Below are 13,374 nucleotides of genomic sequence, written 5' to 3'. Positions count from 1 at the left end.
CTATTTCTGCGCCTTCTTCTGTTCCTTCTTGTCGGGCTCGGAGCCCGTGACGAGACCGATCTTCTTGTAGCCCGCGGCATTGAGGGCGCCCATCACCCTCATCACCGCGCCATAGTTCACCGCCGTGTCGCCGCGCACGAAAATGCGTTCGTCATATCCGTTGGCGGCAATCGCCTCGAGCTTGGCGATCAGCGTCTCCGGGTCGATCTCGGTTTCCTGCAGGAAGACCTTGCCTTCCTTGTCGACCGACACGGTGATCGGCTCGCTGTCGCCTTGCAGCGGCTTGGCCTTGGTCTGCGGCAATTCGATCGGCACGCCGACCGTCATCAGGGGGGCGGCGACCATGAACACGATGAGCAGCACCAGCATGACGTCGACCAACGGCGTCACATTGATCTCGCTCATGGCCGAGAAGGAGGAGCGCCGCCGGCTGCTGCGCCTCGTATATCCTCCGTTCGCTCCACCTGCCGATGCACCCATGCCTACACCCGCTCGTCCAGCTGCCGCGAGATGATCGCGGAAAATTCGTCGGCGAAGTTCTCCAGTCTGGCCCCGATCTTCGACGCGTCGGCGGCGTACTTATTGTAGAAGATTGTCGCCGGTATGGCAGCAAGGAGGCCAAGCGCCGTGGCGATGAGGGCTTCCGCGATGCCGGGCGCCACCACCGCCAGATTGGTGTTCTGCGAGTTGGCGATGGCCTGGAAGCTCGTCATGATGCCCCACACGGTGCCGAACAGGCCGATGAAGGGGGTCGCCGAGCCGACCGTCGCCAGGAACAAAAGCCTGGATTCGATATAGCCCATCTCCTTCTGGATCTGCACATCCATCACCTTCTCGATGCGCTTCTGCACGCCCTGGAAGCCGGCCCTTGTGGCCGCCCCCTGGCTGCGCTTCCATTCGCGCATCGCCGCCATGAAGATCGCCGCCAGCCCCGAATTGTTGCGCGAGCCCAGCGCCATATAGAGGTCTTCCAGCGACTGCCCGGACCAGAAATTCTGCTCGAATTTCTCGGCCTGCGCCTGGGTGCGGCGATAGACGAAGAATTTCTCGAAGATGATCGCCCACGACCATACCGAGGCCGCGGCGAGGCCGATCATCACCAGCTGGACGACAAAGCCCGCATTCCAGATCAGATGCCAGAGCGAGAGCTGTCCCGCCCCTGCCGCCACATTCTGTACCGTCTCGACTTCCATGCTTTGCTTTCTTTCCCACCGCCGGCGAATCCCGAACCCCGCCCGATCTTCTGGGTGAAGAGAGCGAGGTAAATACGGTTAAATCTGTCCAAACTGCGGCGTAGCTGGCGTTTTCACGCCAATTCCGAAGTCCGGACACCCTTGAGAACACCAAGCTATGGTTAAGGTATGGTTACGATCACCGCCCCAAACGGGACATCGGTTGCGTCAAAAGGTCTTGAGCGCCGCCGCCATGGCCTTGGGGAGCCGCTTTGGCCGCCCGGCCGCGTCGACCAGCACCACCGTCACCTGGGCCGAAAACAGCGTCTCGCCGCCCCGCACCACTCTCTGGTCGAGTTCCATGCGCGCCCCCGCCATCTCGCGGAACCGGGTCTCGACCTCGAGCAGGTCGTCGATCCGGGCAGGTTTCAGGAAATCGCAGACCATCCGGCGCACCACGAAGCCCATGCGCCCTTCGGTCTCATGCCAGTGCATCTCGTGATGATGGATGCCGAGGAGCCGCAGGCAATCGGAGCGGCCGCGCTCGCAGAATTTGAGATAGTTGGCATGATAGACGGCGCCGGAGAAATCCGTGTCCTCGTAATAGATGCGCACCGGCAGCACGTGATGGTCGCCCGCGATGCGCCCGGCGATCTCCGTTCCCTCAGTCATCGCCATTCTCGAGCGGCAGGATTCCTTGCGTGATCTCCGGGCGCTGCGGCACCCCCAGGCCCAGATGCCGGAAGGCATGCGGCGTCAGCAGCCGGCCGCGCGGTGTGCGATTGACGAAGCCCAGCTGGATGAGGAAGGGCTCGATCACTTCCTCGATCGCATCGCGTGCTTCCGAAAGCGAGGCGGCGATGGTCTCGACGCCGACCGGCCCGCCGCCGAAATTCACGGCGATGCAGGTGAGGTAGCGGTGATCGAGCGCATCGAGCCCCTTCGCATCGACCTCGAGATTGCGCAGCGCCTTGTCGGCGGCCCTGGCGTCGATCATGTCCGTGCCGGCGACGGTGGCGAAATCGCGCACCCGGCGCAGAAGCCTCCCGGCGATGCGCGGCGTGCCGCGCGAGCGTCGCGCGATCTCGCGCGCGCCTTCTTCCGCCATCGCCACCTGGAGCACGCGCGCCCCGCGCCTTATGATGTCGAGCAGTTCCTCCTCGGTGTAGAAATCGAGCCGCACCGGAATGCCGAAACGGTCTCTGAGTGGCGTGGTCAGAAGCCCGGTTCGCGTCGTCGCCCCGATCAGCGTGAATTTCGCCAGGTCGATGCGCACCGAGCGCGCCGCCGGACCCTCGCCGATGATGAGATCGAGCTGGAAATCCTCCATTGCCGGATAGAGAATCTCCTCGACCGCCGGATTGAGCCGGTGGATCTCGTCGATGAAGAGGACGTCGCGCTCCTCGAGATTGGTGAGAAGGGCCGCGAGGTCGCCGGCCTTGGCGATGACCGGTCCTGATGTGGCACGGAAATTGACGCCGAGCTCGCGCGCCACGATCTGCGCCAGCGTCGTTTTGCCGAGCCCGGGCGGGCCGGCAAAAAGCACATGATCGAGCGCCTCGTTGCGCCCCTTCGCCGCCTCGATGAACACATGCAGATTCTGCTTGGCCTTCGTCTGGCCGACGAATTCCTTCAGCAACTGCGGGCGCAGATGCGTGTCGAGTTGATCCTCGGGACGCAGATCGCGGTCTATCAGACGGTCGGAGGCCGCAGTCATATTTCTCTTCTCTGCCAAAAGGCTTTCACCAGCCACCAGGTCGCGAGCGCCGGCGCGATATGGATGATCACGCTAAAGACGATGCCGACGCCCGCCACGCCATAGAAAACAATTTTGAAAAGGAATGCCAGTGCCAGCGCAACGAGAATCGGAACCCATATCGACAGCCTGCCCGAGAGCCAGCCGCAAAGGGCGAAACTGAGGCCGCAGATAAACGCCGGCACGCCGCCCGCCACATAGCCCTCGAACAGCACGACCCATAGGGATCTGCCCTGCAGGATCGTCACGATCGCGTCCGGCGCCGCGCCGATCGCGTTGGTGAGGAGAACAAGGATCGTACCGAGCAGCGGACCGATGAGGACCGTCACCAGAACGGTCGTGATCAGCCTGGCCCAGAGCGGACGGCCCGCGGAGCCAGATGCAGCAACCCCGCTCATGCCAGCGCCAGTTCCTTGAGCGCGAGCCGGATCAGCTGCTCGGTCTGCGCATCCTCGCCGGCCTTGCGCATCGCGGCGCTCACCGCGGCCCCGGCCTGAGTCTGGCCATAGCCCAGATTGACCAGCGCCGACACCGCATCCGACGCCGCCGTGGGCTTCGGTCCGCCAAGCTCGGCCTGCAGTTTCGCCAATGCCGGATCGGCGGGCGCGAAGGCCGGCGCCTTGTCCTTCAGCTCACTGACGATCCGCTGCGCGACCTTGGGCCCGACGCCGGGCGCCCGCGACACCATCGCCTTGTCCTGGAGCGCTATGGCATTGCCGAGCTCGGCCGTGCTCAGTGTCGAGAGCAGCGCCAGCGCCACCTTGGTGCCCACCCCTTGCACCGTCTGCAGCAGCCTGAACCATTCGCGCTCGCTCTGGGTGGCGAAGCCGACGAGGCGGATCATGTCCTGGCTCACCAGCATCTCGGTCAGGACCTCGGCGAACTCGCCCGCCGCCGGCAGATGCGCCAGCGTCTTGGTCGAGCAGGCGCAGTGATAGCCCACGCCATTCACATCGATGACGACCCAGTCTGGTCCGTACGCGTCGATGCGGCCTTTGAGCTTGCTGATCATGAGGCATGATCCCACGGATTGACGAGCGCTACGCCCGTCGAAGCAAAATCAGCGACATTGCGGGACACAACGGTCATTTTATGAACCAGGGCTGTAGCTGCAATGAGCGCATCACGCTCATTCTTCCGGTCGGGAACATGAAGATTCGCACAGCGCCGGGCGACATCCAGATCGACCGGCAATATCCTTTCTTCAAAGCTCGGCAGGACTTGGTTCTCCAGCCAGCGGCGCAGGGCAGCGCCTTGCACGGCATCCCGACGCTCCATCTGCAAAGCGCCGATCTCGATCTCCATGATGGTGATGGCCGAGACATAAAGATCGGACGGGGAAGTATTGTCTGCCCATTGTACGAAGCGGGCATTCGCTTTTCCGAATTGGACTTTACGCAATTCTGAAACGGCATTGGTATCGAGAATAAACATCAGGAAAAGTCGACCGGCTTGACCGCGATGACCACGCGCGGCGGATCAAACTCGAAATCACCTTCGCCTGGCCGCATTGCAAGCATGTCGACGATGCTGCGCCCCTTGCCGGTCAGCCGTCGGTACTCCTCGATGCTGAGCAGGACATGCGCCGGCTTGCCGCGATCAGTGATGAAGACCGGGCCTTTCTGGGCCGCCTTCTTGGCGCGGCTTGTATCCTGGTTGAATTCCCGGCTGGACAAGGTTGTGATGGTCATGCCGCCTCCGTCGGGCGTTATGTAGAAACGTAGCTACATTTATAGCGCGTTCTTAGGAACAAGTCAAGAACGCGCCAGCCGCTTGGCCAAGGTTTGGGCACCCCGGTGATGGGCGTGGCAGATGGCGATGGCGAGCGCGTCGGCGGCATCGGCCGATTTGGGCTGCGCCCGCGGCAGCAGGATCTTCACCATATGGTGGATCTGCTCCTTCTCGGCATGGCCGGCGCCGACCACCGTCTTCTTCACCTGGTTCGGCGCATATTCGGCGACCGGGAGGCCCGCTTCCGCCGGAACCAGCAGGGCTATGCCGCGCGCCTGGCCGAGCTTCAGCGTGGCGCGCGCATCGGTATTGACGAAGGTCTCCTCGACCGCCGCCTCGTCGGGTCGCCATTCGGCAATGACCTGCGCGAGCTGGCTGCGCAGCTGCACCAGCCGCTCGGCCAGCGACAGCGCCTGGTCGCTGGTCAGCACCCCGTCGGCGATATGCGAAAGACGCGAGCCCTCGCAGGCGATCATGCCCCAGCCGGTGCGCCGGAGGCCCGGATCGATGCCGATGATTCGAACAGTGGACAGAGCCATGGGGCGAGGCATAGCATCCTTTGCCCATCATCGCAGCTTCACGGAGATCAATCATGCGCAGATTTCTCCCGTCCTTCGCGTTCATCATCACCGTGCTTGTCTTGGCCATCCTTCCGGCGCGGGCGGAGGAGCTGTGGAAGACGCTGCCCGCGCCGCTCCCCTTGCCGCCCGCCAGCGAAACCGGCGATGCGCCGGTCAATGGCATCACCATCCATTATGCGGTCTGGGGCGACGGCTCGCCCCTCCTGCTGCTGCATGGCGGGCTGGGCAATATGGAATATTTCGGCGGCCAGGTGGCGGAGCTCGCCAAGCAATATCAGGTCATCGCCATGGACAGTCGCGGCCACGGCCAGTCGACGCGCAATGCCGAGCCCTATAGCTATGCCCTCATGGCCAAGGACGTCATCGGCCTCATGGATCATCTCCAGATCGACAAGGCCTCGATCGTCGGCTGGAGCGATGGCGGCATCATCGGCCTCGACATCGCCATGAACTATCCCGACCGTCTCGACCGGCTCTTTGCCTTCGGCGCCAATACCAATGTCTCAGGCCTCAAGCCCGATATCGACAAGAACCCGACCTTCGCGAAATACATCGAGAATGCCGGCAAGGATTATGAAAGGCTGTCCAAGACGCCCAAGGAGTACAACGACTTCCTCACTCAGATCGGCCAGATGTGGGCAACGCAGCCGAACTACACGCCGGAGCAACTGGCCAAGATCACAGCACCCGTAGCGATTGCCGACGGCGAGCATGACGAGGCGATCCGCCAGGAGCACAATGTCGAGATGTCGAAAGCCATTCCCGGCGCCCGGCTCGTCATCCTGCCGGGCGTCAGCCACTTCGCCATGCTGCAGGATCCGAAAGCCTTCACCCAGGCCGTCCTAGAGTTCTTGAAATAGCTCACGCGGCGGTGAGCTTCTTCATCACTTCGTCGGAGACTTCGAAATTGGTGAAGACGTTCTGCACGTCGTCGTCCTCATCGAGCGCATCGATGAGCTTCATCAGGGTCTGCGCCGTCTCTTCATCGACCGGCGTCATCGTCTGCGGCTTCCACACGACCTTCACCGTCTCGGCATCACCGAGCTTGGCCGAGAGCGCAGACGTCACTTCGCCGATGCTCTCGAAGGCGCACAGGATCATATGGCCGTTCTCGTCCGACTGGACATCGTCGGCGCCGGCTTCGATCGCCGCTTCCATCATCTGATCGGCAGAGCCCGCTTGCGTCTTGTAGGTGATTTCGCCGGCGCGGTTGAACATGAAGGCGACCGAGCCCGTCTCGCCGAGATTGCCGCCATATTTCGCGAACAGCGAGCGCACATTGCTGGCCGAGCGGTTGCGGTTGTCGGTGAGCGCCTCGACGATGACGGCGACGCCGCCCGGCCCATAGCCTTCGTAACGGATCGCTTCATAGGTATCGGCATCGCCGCCCAGCGCCTTCTTGATGGCGCGCTCGATATTGTCCTTCGGCATGTTCTCGGCGCGGGCATTCTGCACCGCGAGCCTGAGCCTTGGATTCTTCTCGGGGTCGGGCAGGCCGGTCTTCGCCGCCACCGTCACTTCGCGGGCGAGCTTCGAGAACAGGCGCGAACGGATGGCGTCCTGCTTGCCCTTCCGGTGCATGATATTCTTGAACTGGGAATGACCTGCCATAGTGTCTCAAATCCGTAATTTTGAGGCCTTATAAACCTCATCCGACAAGATTAACAAGCGCCCCGGCTGGCTTAACCCGTCCTTAAGGCGGATCGCCCAATTTGACTCGATATTGTGAGTAACAGGAGCGTTCCATGACGGTGAAGCCAGGATCGGCAAACGGCATTGTTTTCGCGGCGGAGGGCGTAACCGGCACCGCCTGTGCGGCGGCCCTCAAAAAGGTGCGCTCGCTGGCCAGCTCGGCGCCGTCAGGGCGGGCTTTCGCGGCCATCGCCACCCTTGCGGATTGCTCCCAGACGGCCGAGAACCATCTCAAGGCCGGAAATGACGCGCTGAGCCGCGGCGATGGCCGCGAGGCGCAGAATGAATGGGCGCGTGCCGTCAAGGTGATGGACCAGATGGTCCACGAGGCCCGCGGCGGCCACATGGCGCGCCCGGCATCCGGGCCGGACTATCTGCGCAAGCGCTGATTCAGATCTTTCGCCTACCAGAAATCGATCCGCGCTTCGGAGAGACGGCCGCCGATACGCAGCGGCGCGACCTTGACCGCAAGGCCGGTCGCATCGTCGGTTTCGACCGCGACGCCTGACACCGTCGCCTCGCCTTCCGCCGGGCGCATGCGCTCGATCGGAAGCTTGCGCAGGAAGCGCTGCAGCGGCTCTTCCTTGGCCATGCCGATCACCGAATCATAATCGCCGCACATGCCGGCATCGCTCATATAGGCGGTGCCACCCTTGAGGATCATGTGGTCGGCGGTCGGCACATGCGTGTGCGTCCCCACCACCAGGCTGGCGCGTCCGTCGACATAGTGGCCGAAGGCCATTTTCTCCGACGTCGCCTCGGCATGGAAATCGATGATCACCGCATCGCAGGCCTTGCCCAGCGGGCACAATTCGAGCTCACGGTCGACGGCGCGGAACGGATCGTCGAGCTGCGGCTCGATCATCACCCGGCCCATGATGTTCATCACCAGCACGCGCCGCCCGTCCTTCGTGGTGAAGACGCCGACGCCCTTGCCCGGCGCTCCCGGCGGATAATTCAGTGGACGGAGCATATTGGGCACGCGCTCGATGAAGACGAGCGCCTCGCGCTGGTCGAAGGCATGGTTGCCCAGCGTCACCACATCGGCGCCGGCATCGATGAGGCCCTGATGGATGTCCTCGGTGATGCCGAATCCATGCGCGGCATTCTCGCCGTTGATCACGACGAAATCGGGCGCCAGGCGCTCGCGCAATTGCGGCAGCACGCGCGCCACCGCCTCACGGCCGGTGCGGCCGACGACGTCGCCGAGAAACAGGAGGCGCATGGGGGATCAGCGTTTCGGCTCGATGACGCCGCGCTCGGTCAGGATCCAGTCGAGCGGCTCGTCATAGAAGGCGACCGGAACCTCGTCGATTTCCTGCTCGGCATAGGCGACGCCGATCGCGGTGACCGGCTTGAGCTTGCGCAATTCGGTCAGCGTACGGTCATAGAAGCCGCCGCCATAGCCGAGGCGATAGCCGCGCCGGTCGAAGGCCAGCATCGGCACCAGCAGCACATCGGGTTCGAGCTCGGGCGCCGATTCCAGCGGCACATGGATGTCCCATATGCCACGCCCCGTCGGCTCGCCGGGCGCCCAGGCGCGGAAGGTCAGCGGTGCCCCCTTCGCCATGACCACCGGAAGGGCCGTCTGCCAGCCCTCGCTGACGAGCCGCGCCAGCAGGGGCAGCACGTTGATCTCGTCCTGATAGGGATAGAAGCCGGAAACGGAAGCCTGTCCATTCACGCGGCTGACCGGCAACTCGTGCTGCGCCAGCATCAGGCCGGCTCTTTCGCCGAGGGTCTTGTGGGCGTGGGTGCGCGCCGCATTGGCGGCCGTTCTCGCCCGGCGCTTTTGATCGACAACATCGCCGGAGCGTTTTGCAACTTGCATGTCAGACCCTCGTTTCAAATTCTTTTGGTGCACATCGATCTTACGCCGATGCTCATAGCTATCATGTCTCATCGATTCGATCTGACATGATCGTGATCGTGTGGCGGGCCGCCATGGCCGTGGGAGAGTGACGATCCCGGGTACCTACAAGTGTAGGTGGGCGCCGTGTGGGCAAGGCCACGGCCAAGCCCAGGGACAGCTCCCGCGAGAATCGTATAGGCCCCAGGGAAAAGATCTCCTCACGCACCGGGCAGCTCGCCGATCCCTATTTAGGCGCAAGCGATCCTGAAATCCAGAACCTCGCCTGAGCAACTTTCGGCGAGGTGCAGGACTTCAAGCCACCTTGCCGATGGCTCGGATGATATCGCTGTTGTCGGCGGCAAGGCTGCCATCCGGCAGGGTGACGCCGTCCTCGAGTCCGAGGCGCGCATCGACGCCAAGCTCGAGGGACCGGTGATAGAGAGGCCACATGGTCTCGTCGAAACCATGCAGCAGGATCGGCAGGCCGAAGCGGCTGTCCTCCAGGATGCCCATGATCTCGTCGGCAAGCCTCAGCGCGCCGGCGACATCTTTTTCGAAGTCGATCTCCACCAGGACGCGCAGCGCCTGTTTCGCCGTCGCAAGCTTGACGAACCTCCTGGCATCCGCCGCGGTGGCGAGGCCCGCTTCGACGGCAACGCCCTTTTCCGACATGAGCGCGATGATCTCGGGAGCATCGGCCTCGCTCAGATTGACCGAGACATAGTCGGGCAGCACCGACCAGGCCCGCAGGGCATCGAACCCGCGCGATCTGTCGGTGCGGATGCCTTCGCGCGTCGACAGCCCGACCGGCACGCCCGGCACCTTGGCCCGGATCGCTTGCACCGCCGCGGCAATATCGTCGGGCGCCAGCGTCTCGATTCCTTTCGCATCGCGCGGATGAACATGGAGCTCCGTCACGCCTGCGCCAACCACGCGCTCGGCATCCAACGCCAGTTCCTCGGCGCTCAACGGAACCCGGGGATGATCCTGGCGCGTGCGCGCGCCATTGAGACAGGCCTGCAGCATGACAATCTCCATTTGGAACCGGTAAAACTGGTGCCTAGACTAGCAAGAGGGCACCGGTTATACAAGTACCCATGGCAGATGACGGCACCCGCCAGGACATCCACCCGTCGGACTGGAACTTCCGCTTCCGTTCCGGCCGCCTGTGCCTCGATTTCATCGCCACCATGGGCGATCGCGATCATCTGGGCTTCGACCGCTGGCGCAACGCGCGCGATCTGGCCCGCTGGTATGTCGAGGCGCGGCTGCTTGCGCGCGAGGTCGCGGTATCGGCTGGCGAGCTCGACGCGGCGCGCCGTCTGCGCGAGGCGCTGTATCGGCTCGTTGCCGATGCCCTCGCCCGCAAAGCCCCGGATGAGAGCGATCTTGCGCTCGTCAATGCCGCCGCCGAGAAGCCTCCGCTTGTCCCCACCCTCACTTCCATTGGCCGGCCCAGCACCTGGTCTTCGGCCGCACCTCATGAAGCTGTTCTCGCCACCGTGGCGCGCGATGCGATCGATCTTCTGTCCGGCAGCGCGCTCGCGCGCGTGCGCAAATGCGCCGATGCGCATTGCTCGGTCCTGTTCGTCGACAATTCGCGTCCCGGCAGAAGGCGCTGGTGCGCCATGAATGGCTGCGGCAACAAGGTGAAGAAGGCGGCCTATCGCCGCCGGCAGAAGACTTAGCCCATCTTGCGCGTGAGGCCCATCAGGCGCTGCGCCGCCATTTCGAGACGTTCGGCGAACTTGGCTTCCATTTCGCGGGCCTGCTGGCTGGTGGCGTTGCGCGCCTCGCGTGCGCCACGCAGCTGATCCTCAAGCTCCTCGATGCGCCTGACCGATTCCGACAGGCGGTCGGCCACCATGAGCCCCGCCATCACCAGGAGCCTGATGTCGCCCACCGTGCCGACATTGCTCTTGATGCGCGAGACTTCCGCGTCGAGCAGCTTCGCCAGCTCGCGCAGATGGTCTTCCTCGCCATCCGGGCACTGCATCGTATAGGGGCGGTCATTGACCTGGACGATCACTTGCGCCATCGCCGTCACGAGCCTCCGCTGTTGCTGTGGAGGACGGCGCGGATGCGTGACATGGCCGCGTCGATCTTGCCGACGGCCTTCTGGTTGGTGGAGACGAGGTCGGTGGCCTTGGCACGCACGCCATCGAGCTCCTGCGCGAGGCGCGAGCGGTCGAGCCGCAAGGCTTCCGCCGCCGCCTCCAGCGACTCCTCTTGCGACTTGCGTTCGTTCTGCCGCTCGACAGCGGCTTCGAACTGTCTGAGCGCTGCGTCGAACCGGTTGAACGCCTCGTCAAGCTTGCGCGTGTCCGCCATTTCATCCCAACTGCTGGCCGGCCTCAGCGAATCCCTTCCGGCACTGCTTGTAAATTAGGCGCAGCCGCCCATCCGTGCAACCGCCTCGACTGTCGTCCCGGGAGGTTGACTCGGGGGGCTCGGATGCTATCTGTGGCCCCCCGCATCACCGGAAAGCGAGCAGCCCATGACATCCGATATGGCGGCACCTATGCCGCTCCCCCTCAGCGCCACCCTCACTTCGGATGAAGAGCGCCTGAAGCTCCGGACCTGCGCCAATGCGATCCGGGCGCTGAGCATGGATGCCGTGCAGAAGGCGAATTCCGGCCATCCGGGGCTTCCCATGGGCGCTGCCGACATCGCGACCGTGCTGTTTTCGCGCTTCCTCAAATTCGACGCCGCCGACCCGCACTGGCCCGACCGCGACCGCTTCGTCTTGTCCGCCGGACACGGCTCGATGCTGCTCTATTCGCTGCTTTTCCTCCTTGGCTACAAGGACATGACGCTCGACCAGCTGAAGAATTTCCGCCAGCTCGGGTCGAAGACGGCGGGCCATCCCGAATATGGCCATGCGGAGGGTATCGAAACGACCACCGGCCCCTTGGGCCAGGGCCTCGCCAATGCCGTCGGCATGGCGATCGCCGAGCGCCATCTCAATGCCCGCTATGGCAGCGATCTCGTCAACCACAAGACCTATGTGCTGGCGGGCGACGGCTGCCACATGGAAGGCATATCGCAAGAGGCGATAACCCTTGCCGGCCATCTCAAGCTCAACCACCTGATCGTGCTCTTCGACGACAACGGCATCTCGATCGACGGCAAGGTGTCGATGGCGGATTCGACCGACCAGCTCACCCGCTATCAGGCCTCGGGCTGGAACGTGACCCGCATCGACGGCCATGACGCCGACGCCATCGCCGCGGCGCTCGAGGCCGCGCAGAAAAGCGACAAGCCCTCGCTCATCGCCTGCAAGACGATCATCGGCTATGGCGCGCCCAACAAGCAGGGCACCGCCGCCACCCATGGCGCACCCTTGGGTGCTGACGAAGTGGCGCTCGCCCGCAAGACGCTGGGCTGGGACCACCCGCCCTTCGACATTCCTGGCGACATCCTGGATTTCTGGCGCGCCGCCGGAAAGCGCGGCCGCGCCGAGCGCGAGGCCTGGGAGAAGCGCCTCGCCGCCAGCTCGGCCAAGAGCGAATTCAACCGCACCCGGGCGGGCACCCTGCCGGCGAATTTCGACGAGATCGTCTCGGGCTACAAGAAGGAGCTCGCCAAGTCGCCGCCGGCGCTCGCCACGCGCAATTCCTCGCAGAATGCGCTGGACGTCATCAATGCGGCAGTGCCTGAGACCATTGGCGGCTCGGCCGACCTCACCGGCTCGAACAACACCAAGTCCAGGGATCTCAAGGCCCTCAATGCCGCCGACTATGGCGGGCGCTATGTCTATTACGGCATCCGCGAGCATGGCATGGCGGCCGCGATGAACGGCATGGCGCTGCATGGCGGCGTCATCCCCTATGGCGGCACCTTCCTGGTCTTCACCGATTATTGCCGCCCCTCGATCCGCCTCTCGGCGCTGATGGGCGTGCGCGTGATCTATGTGATGACGCATGATTCGATCGGCCTCGGCGAGGACGGTCCGACCCACCAGCCGGTCGAGCATCTGGCGGCTTTGCGCGCCATCCCCAATCTCCATGTCTTCCGTCCCTGCGATGCGGTCGAGACGGCGGAATGCTGGCAGCTGGCGCTGCAGGCCGCGAAGACCCCGAGCATCCTGGCTTTGACGCGCCAGAAGCTGAGGCCGGCGCGGCTCACCTTCTCGGCGAAGAATCTCTGCGCTCAGGGCGCCTATGAGATCGCCGCCAGCGCGAAGAAGTCGAAAGCTGTCATCTTCGCGTCAGGTTCGGAGATTGAGATCGCCATCGATGCCAAGGCGCTGCTCGACAAGGCCGGCATCCCGACCCGCGTCGTCTCGGTGCCCTCGATGGATCTCTTCGAAAAGCAGAGCAAGGCCTACAAGGACAAGGTGCTCGGCACCGAGAAGATCCGCATCGGCATCGAAGCGGCGCTGCGCAACAACTGGGACCGCTTCATCGGCCTCGACGGCATCTTCATCGGCATGACCGGCTTCGGCGCATCGGGCCCGATCGAGAAGCTCTATCCGCATTTCGGCATCACGGCGAAGCACGTGCTGCAAGCGGTCAAAAAGAAGAAGCGCTGATGGCTGCCTTTGGACTTGCAAGGGAAATGTCTCCAACTTCCCCCCTCGCCCGTTGC

The 13,374-nt window shown here is 63.8% G+C and carries 19 protein-coding genes and 1 other RNA gene; 4 read left to right on the top strand and 16 right to left on the bottom strand.

The annotated features are described in order from the left end of the window. The 9 genes from tolR to ruvC form a co-directional block, all read right to left on the bottom strand. Positions 1–480, bottom strand: coding sequence for a protein TolR (gene tolR, locus DT068_RS22205; RefSeq protein ID WP_119392075.1), 480 nt, complete (start codon positions 478–480; stop codon positions 1–3). A 2-nt stretch (positions 481–482) separates the two neighbouring features. Beyond that, positions 483–1,193: a protein TolQ gene (gene tolQ / locus DT068_RS22200; protein WP_119392074.1), complete on the bottom strand. Its 711-nt coding sequence runs from the start codon at positions 1,191–1,193 to the stop codon at positions 483–485. 207 nt (positions 1,194–1,400) lie between these two features. Beyond that, positions 1,401–1,844 (bottom strand): tol-pal system-associated acyl-CoA thioesterase, encoded by a 444-nt coding sequence (ybgC, locus tag DT068_RS22195; protein WP_119392117.1) that lies wholly within the window; start codon positions 1,842–1,844, stop codon positions 1,401–1,403. Continuing rightward, entirely contained in the window at positions 1,837–2,889 is a 1,053-nt protein-coding gene (gene ruvB, locus DT068_RS22190; protein WP_119392073.1) for a Holliday junction branch migration DNA helicase RuvB, read from the bottom strand. The genes ybgC and ruvB overlap by 8 nt, the downstream gene beginning before the upstream one ends. Beyond that, positions 2,886–3,326 carry a hypothetical protein gene (locus DT068_RS22185; RefSeq protein ID WP_119392072.1) on the bottom strand — a complete coding sequence of 147 codons (441 nt, stop codon included), beginning with the start codon at positions 3,324–3,326 and terminating at the stop codon, positions 2,886–2,888. The genes ruvB and DT068_RS22185 overlap by 4 nt, the downstream gene beginning before the upstream one ends. After that, on the bottom strand, positions 3,323–3,940 hold the full coding sequence (gene ruvA / locus DT068_RS22180) for a Holliday junction branch migration protein RuvA (protein ID WP_119392071.1): 618 nt from the start codon (positions 3,938–3,940) through the stop codon (positions 3,323–3,325). The genes DT068_RS22185 and ruvA overlap by 4 nt, the downstream gene beginning before the upstream one ends. Further along, positions 3,937–4,365, bottom strand: a complete 429-nt coding sequence (locus tag DT068_RS22175) for a type II toxin-antitoxin system VapC family toxin (protein ID WP_368905015.1) — start codon at positions 4,363–4,365, stop codon at positions 3,937–3,939. The genes ruvA and DT068_RS22175 overlap by 4 nt, the downstream gene beginning before the upstream one ends. Next, positions 4,362–4,619, bottom strand: coding sequence for a type II toxin-antitoxin system Phd/YefM family antitoxin (locus DT068_RS22170; RefSeq protein WP_119392069.1), 258 nt, complete (start codon positions 4,617–4,619; stop codon positions 4,362–4,364). Before DT068_RS22170 ends, DT068_RS22175 begins: the two co-directional genes overlap by 4 nt. 63 nt (positions 4,620–4,682) lie before the next feature. Beyond that, a complete protein-coding gene (ruvC, locus tag DT068_RS22165) occupies positions 4,683–5,198 on the bottom strand; it encodes a crossover junction endodeoxyribonuclease RuvC (RefSeq protein ID WP_119392068.1) in 516 nt (171 codons plus the stop codon). A 53-nt stretch (positions 5,199–5,251) separates the two neighbouring features. Here ruvC and DT068_RS22160 point away from each other — a divergent pair, with 53 nt between their 5' ends. Then, entirely contained in the window at positions 5,252–6,100 is an 849-nt protein-coding gene (locus DT068_RS22160) for an alpha/beta fold hydrolase (protein ID WP_119392067.1), read from the top strand. A 1-nt stretch (position 6,101) separates the two neighbouring features. Here DT068_RS22160 and DT068_RS22155 read toward each other — a convergent pair whose 3' ends face one another. Continuing rightward, complete coding sequence (locus tag DT068_RS22155; protein WP_119392066.1) at positions 6,102–6,851, bottom strand: YebC/PmpR family DNA-binding transcriptional regulator; 750 nt, start codon at positions 6,849–6,851, stop codon at positions 6,102–6,104. A 134-nt stretch (positions 6,852–6,985) separates the two neighbouring features. On the opposite strand from DT068_RS22155, the gene DT068_RS22150 reads away from it, so the two are divergent. Continuing rightward, complete coding sequence (locus DT068_RS22150; protein ID WP_119392065.1) at positions 6,986–7,321, top strand: hypothetical protein; 336 nt, start codon at positions 6,986–6,988, stop codon at positions 7,319–7,321. A 14-nt stretch (positions 7,322–7,335) separates the two neighbouring features. Here the strand turns inward: DT068_RS22150 and DT068_RS22145 are convergent, their stop codons facing one another. From DT068_RS22145 to DT068_RS22130, 4 genes are all read right to left on the bottom strand, one after another. Beyond that, entirely contained in the window at positions 7,336–8,157 is an 822-nt protein-coding gene (locus DT068_RS22145) for a TIGR00282 family metallophosphoesterase (RefSeq protein ID WP_119392064.1), read from the bottom strand. 6 nt (positions 8,158–8,163) lie between these two features. After that, entirely contained in the window at positions 8,164–8,763 is a 600-nt protein-coding gene (locus DT068_RS22140; RefSeq protein ID WP_119392063.1) for a 5-formyltetrahydrofolate cyclo-ligase, read from the bottom strand. Positions 8,764–8,864: 101 nt separating this feature from the next. Further along, positions 8,865–9,023, bottom strand: a non-coding RNA gene (gene ssrS / locus DT068_RS22135) — 6S RNA. 73 nt (positions 9,024–9,096) lie between these two features. Continuing rightward, positions 9,097–9,810, bottom strand: coding sequence for a 3-keto-5-aminohexanoate cleavage protein (locus DT068_RS22130; protein WP_119392062.1), 714 nt, complete (start codon positions 9,808–9,810; stop codon positions 9,097–9,099). 71 nt (positions 9,811–9,881) lie between these two features. Here DT068_RS22130 and DT068_RS22125 point away from each other — a divergent pair, with 71 nt between their 5' ends. After that, complete coding sequence (locus DT068_RS22125; RefSeq protein WP_119392061.1) at positions 9,882–10,472, top strand: CGNR zinc finger domain-containing protein; 591 nt, start codon at positions 9,882–9,884, stop codon at positions 10,470–10,472. Here DT068_RS22125 and DT068_RS22120 read toward each other — a convergent pair. Both DT068_RS22120 and DT068_RS22115 read right to left on the bottom strand, forming a co-directional pair. Further along, positions 10,469–10,822: a cell division protein ZapA gene (locus DT068_RS22120; protein WP_119392060.1), complete on the bottom strand. Its 354-nt coding sequence runs from the start codon at positions 10,820–10,822 to the stop codon at positions 10,469–10,471. The genes DT068_RS22125 and DT068_RS22120 overlap by 4 nt on opposite strands. A 5-nt stretch (positions 10,823–10,827) precedes the next feature. Then, complete coding sequence (locus DT068_RS22115) at positions 10,828–11,115, bottom strand: DUF4164 family protein (protein WP_119392059.1); 288 nt, start codon at positions 11,113–11,115, stop codon at positions 10,828–10,830. Positions 11,116–11,305: 190 nt separating this feature from the next. On the opposite strand from DT068_RS22115, the gene tkt reads away from it, so the two are divergent. After that, positions 11,306–13,318 (top strand): transketolase, encoded by a 2,013-nt coding sequence (gene tkt / locus DT068_RS22110; RefSeq protein ID WP_119392058.1) that lies wholly within the window; start codon positions 11,306–11,308, stop codon positions 13,316–13,318. Positions 13,319–13,374 lie beyond the last annotated feature (56 nt).

It is taken from the genome of Taklimakanibacter lacteus, from assembly GCA_003576695.1.
GTDB lineage: Bacteria > Pseudomonadota > Alphaproteobacteria > Rhizobiales > Aestuariivirgaceae > Taklimakanibacter > Taklimakanibacter lacteus.
The sequence above is the reverse complement of the archived record's forward strand: the minus strand, read 5'-3'. Positions and strand labels throughout refer to the sequence as shown.

What these genes read in the sequence shown, in the direction of transcription:
- tolR (WP_119392075.1), bottom strand. Translation starts at nt 480, where the DNA reads ATGGGTGCATCGGCAGGTGGAGCGAACGGAGGATATACGAGGCGCAGC.
- tolQ (WP_119392074.1), bottom strand. Translation starts at nt 1,193, where the DNA reads ATGGAAGTCGAGACGGTACAGAATGTGGCGGCAGGGGCGGGACAGCTC.
- ybgC (WP_119392117.1), bottom strand. Translation starts at nt 1,844, where the DNA reads ATGACTGAGGGAACGGAGATCGCCGGGCGCATCGCGGGCGACCATCAC.
- ruvB (WP_119392073.1), bottom strand. Translation starts at nt 2,889, where the DNA reads ATGACTGCGGCCTCCGACCGTCTGATAGACCGCGATCTGCGTCCCGAG.
- DT068_RS22185 (WP_119392072.1), bottom strand. Translation starts at nt 3,326, where the DNA reads ATGAGCGGGGTTGCTGCATCTGGCTCCGCGGGCCGTCCGCTCTGGGCC.
- ruvA (WP_119392071.1), bottom strand. Translation starts at nt 3,940, where the DNA reads ATGATCAGCAAGCTCAAAGGCCGCATCGACGCGTACGGACCAGACTGG.
- DT068_RS22170 (WP_119392069.1), bottom strand. Translation starts at nt 4,619, where the DNA reads ATGACCATCACAACCTTGTCCAGCCGGGAATTCAACCAGGATACAAGC.
- ruvC (WP_119392068.1), bottom strand. Translation starts at nt 5,198, where the DNA reads ATGGCTCTGTCCACTGTTCGAATCATCGGCATCGATCCGGGCCTCCGG.
- DT068_RS22160 (WP_119392067.1), top strand. Translation starts at nt 5,252, where the DNA reads ATGCGCAGATTTCTCCCGTCCTTCGCGTTCATCATCACCGTGCTTGTC.
- DT068_RS22155 (WP_119392066.1), bottom strand. Translation starts at nt 6,851, where the DNA reads ATGGCAGGTCATTCCCAGTTCAAGAATATCATGCACCGGAAGGGCAAG.
- DT068_RS22150 (WP_119392065.1), top strand. Translation starts at nt 6,986, where the DNA reads ATGACGGTGAAGCCAGGATCGGCAAACGGCATTGTTTTCGCGGCGGAG.
- DT068_RS22145 (WP_119392064.1), bottom strand. Translation starts at nt 8,157, where the DNA reads ATGCGCCTCCTGTTTCTCGGCGACGTCGTCGGCCGCACCGGCCGTGAG.
- DT068_RS22140 (WP_119392063.1), bottom strand. Translation starts at nt 8,763, where the DNA reads ATGCAAGTTGCAAAACGCTCCGGCGATGTTGTCGATCAAAAGCGCCGG.
- DT068_RS22130 (WP_119392062.1), bottom strand. Translation starts at nt 9,810, where the DNA reads ATGCTGCAGGCCTGTCTCAATGGCGCGCGCACGCGCCAGGATCATCCC.
- DT068_RS22125 (WP_119392061.1), top strand. Translation starts at nt 9,882, where the DNA reads ATGGCAGATGACGGCACCCGCCAGGACATCCACCCGTCGGACTGGAAC.
- DT068_RS22120 (WP_119392060.1), bottom strand. Translation starts at nt 10,822, where the DNA reads ATGGCGCAAGTGATCGTCCAGGTCAATGACCGCCCCTATACGATGCAG.
- DT068_RS22115 (WP_119392059.1), bottom strand. Translation starts at nt 11,115, where the DNA reads ATGGCGGACACGCGCAAGCTTGACGAGGCGTTCAACCGGTTCGACGCA.
- tkt (WP_119392058.1), top strand. Translation starts at nt 11,306, where the DNA reads ATGCCGCTCCCCCTCAGCGCCACCCTCACTTCGGATGAAGAGCGCCTG.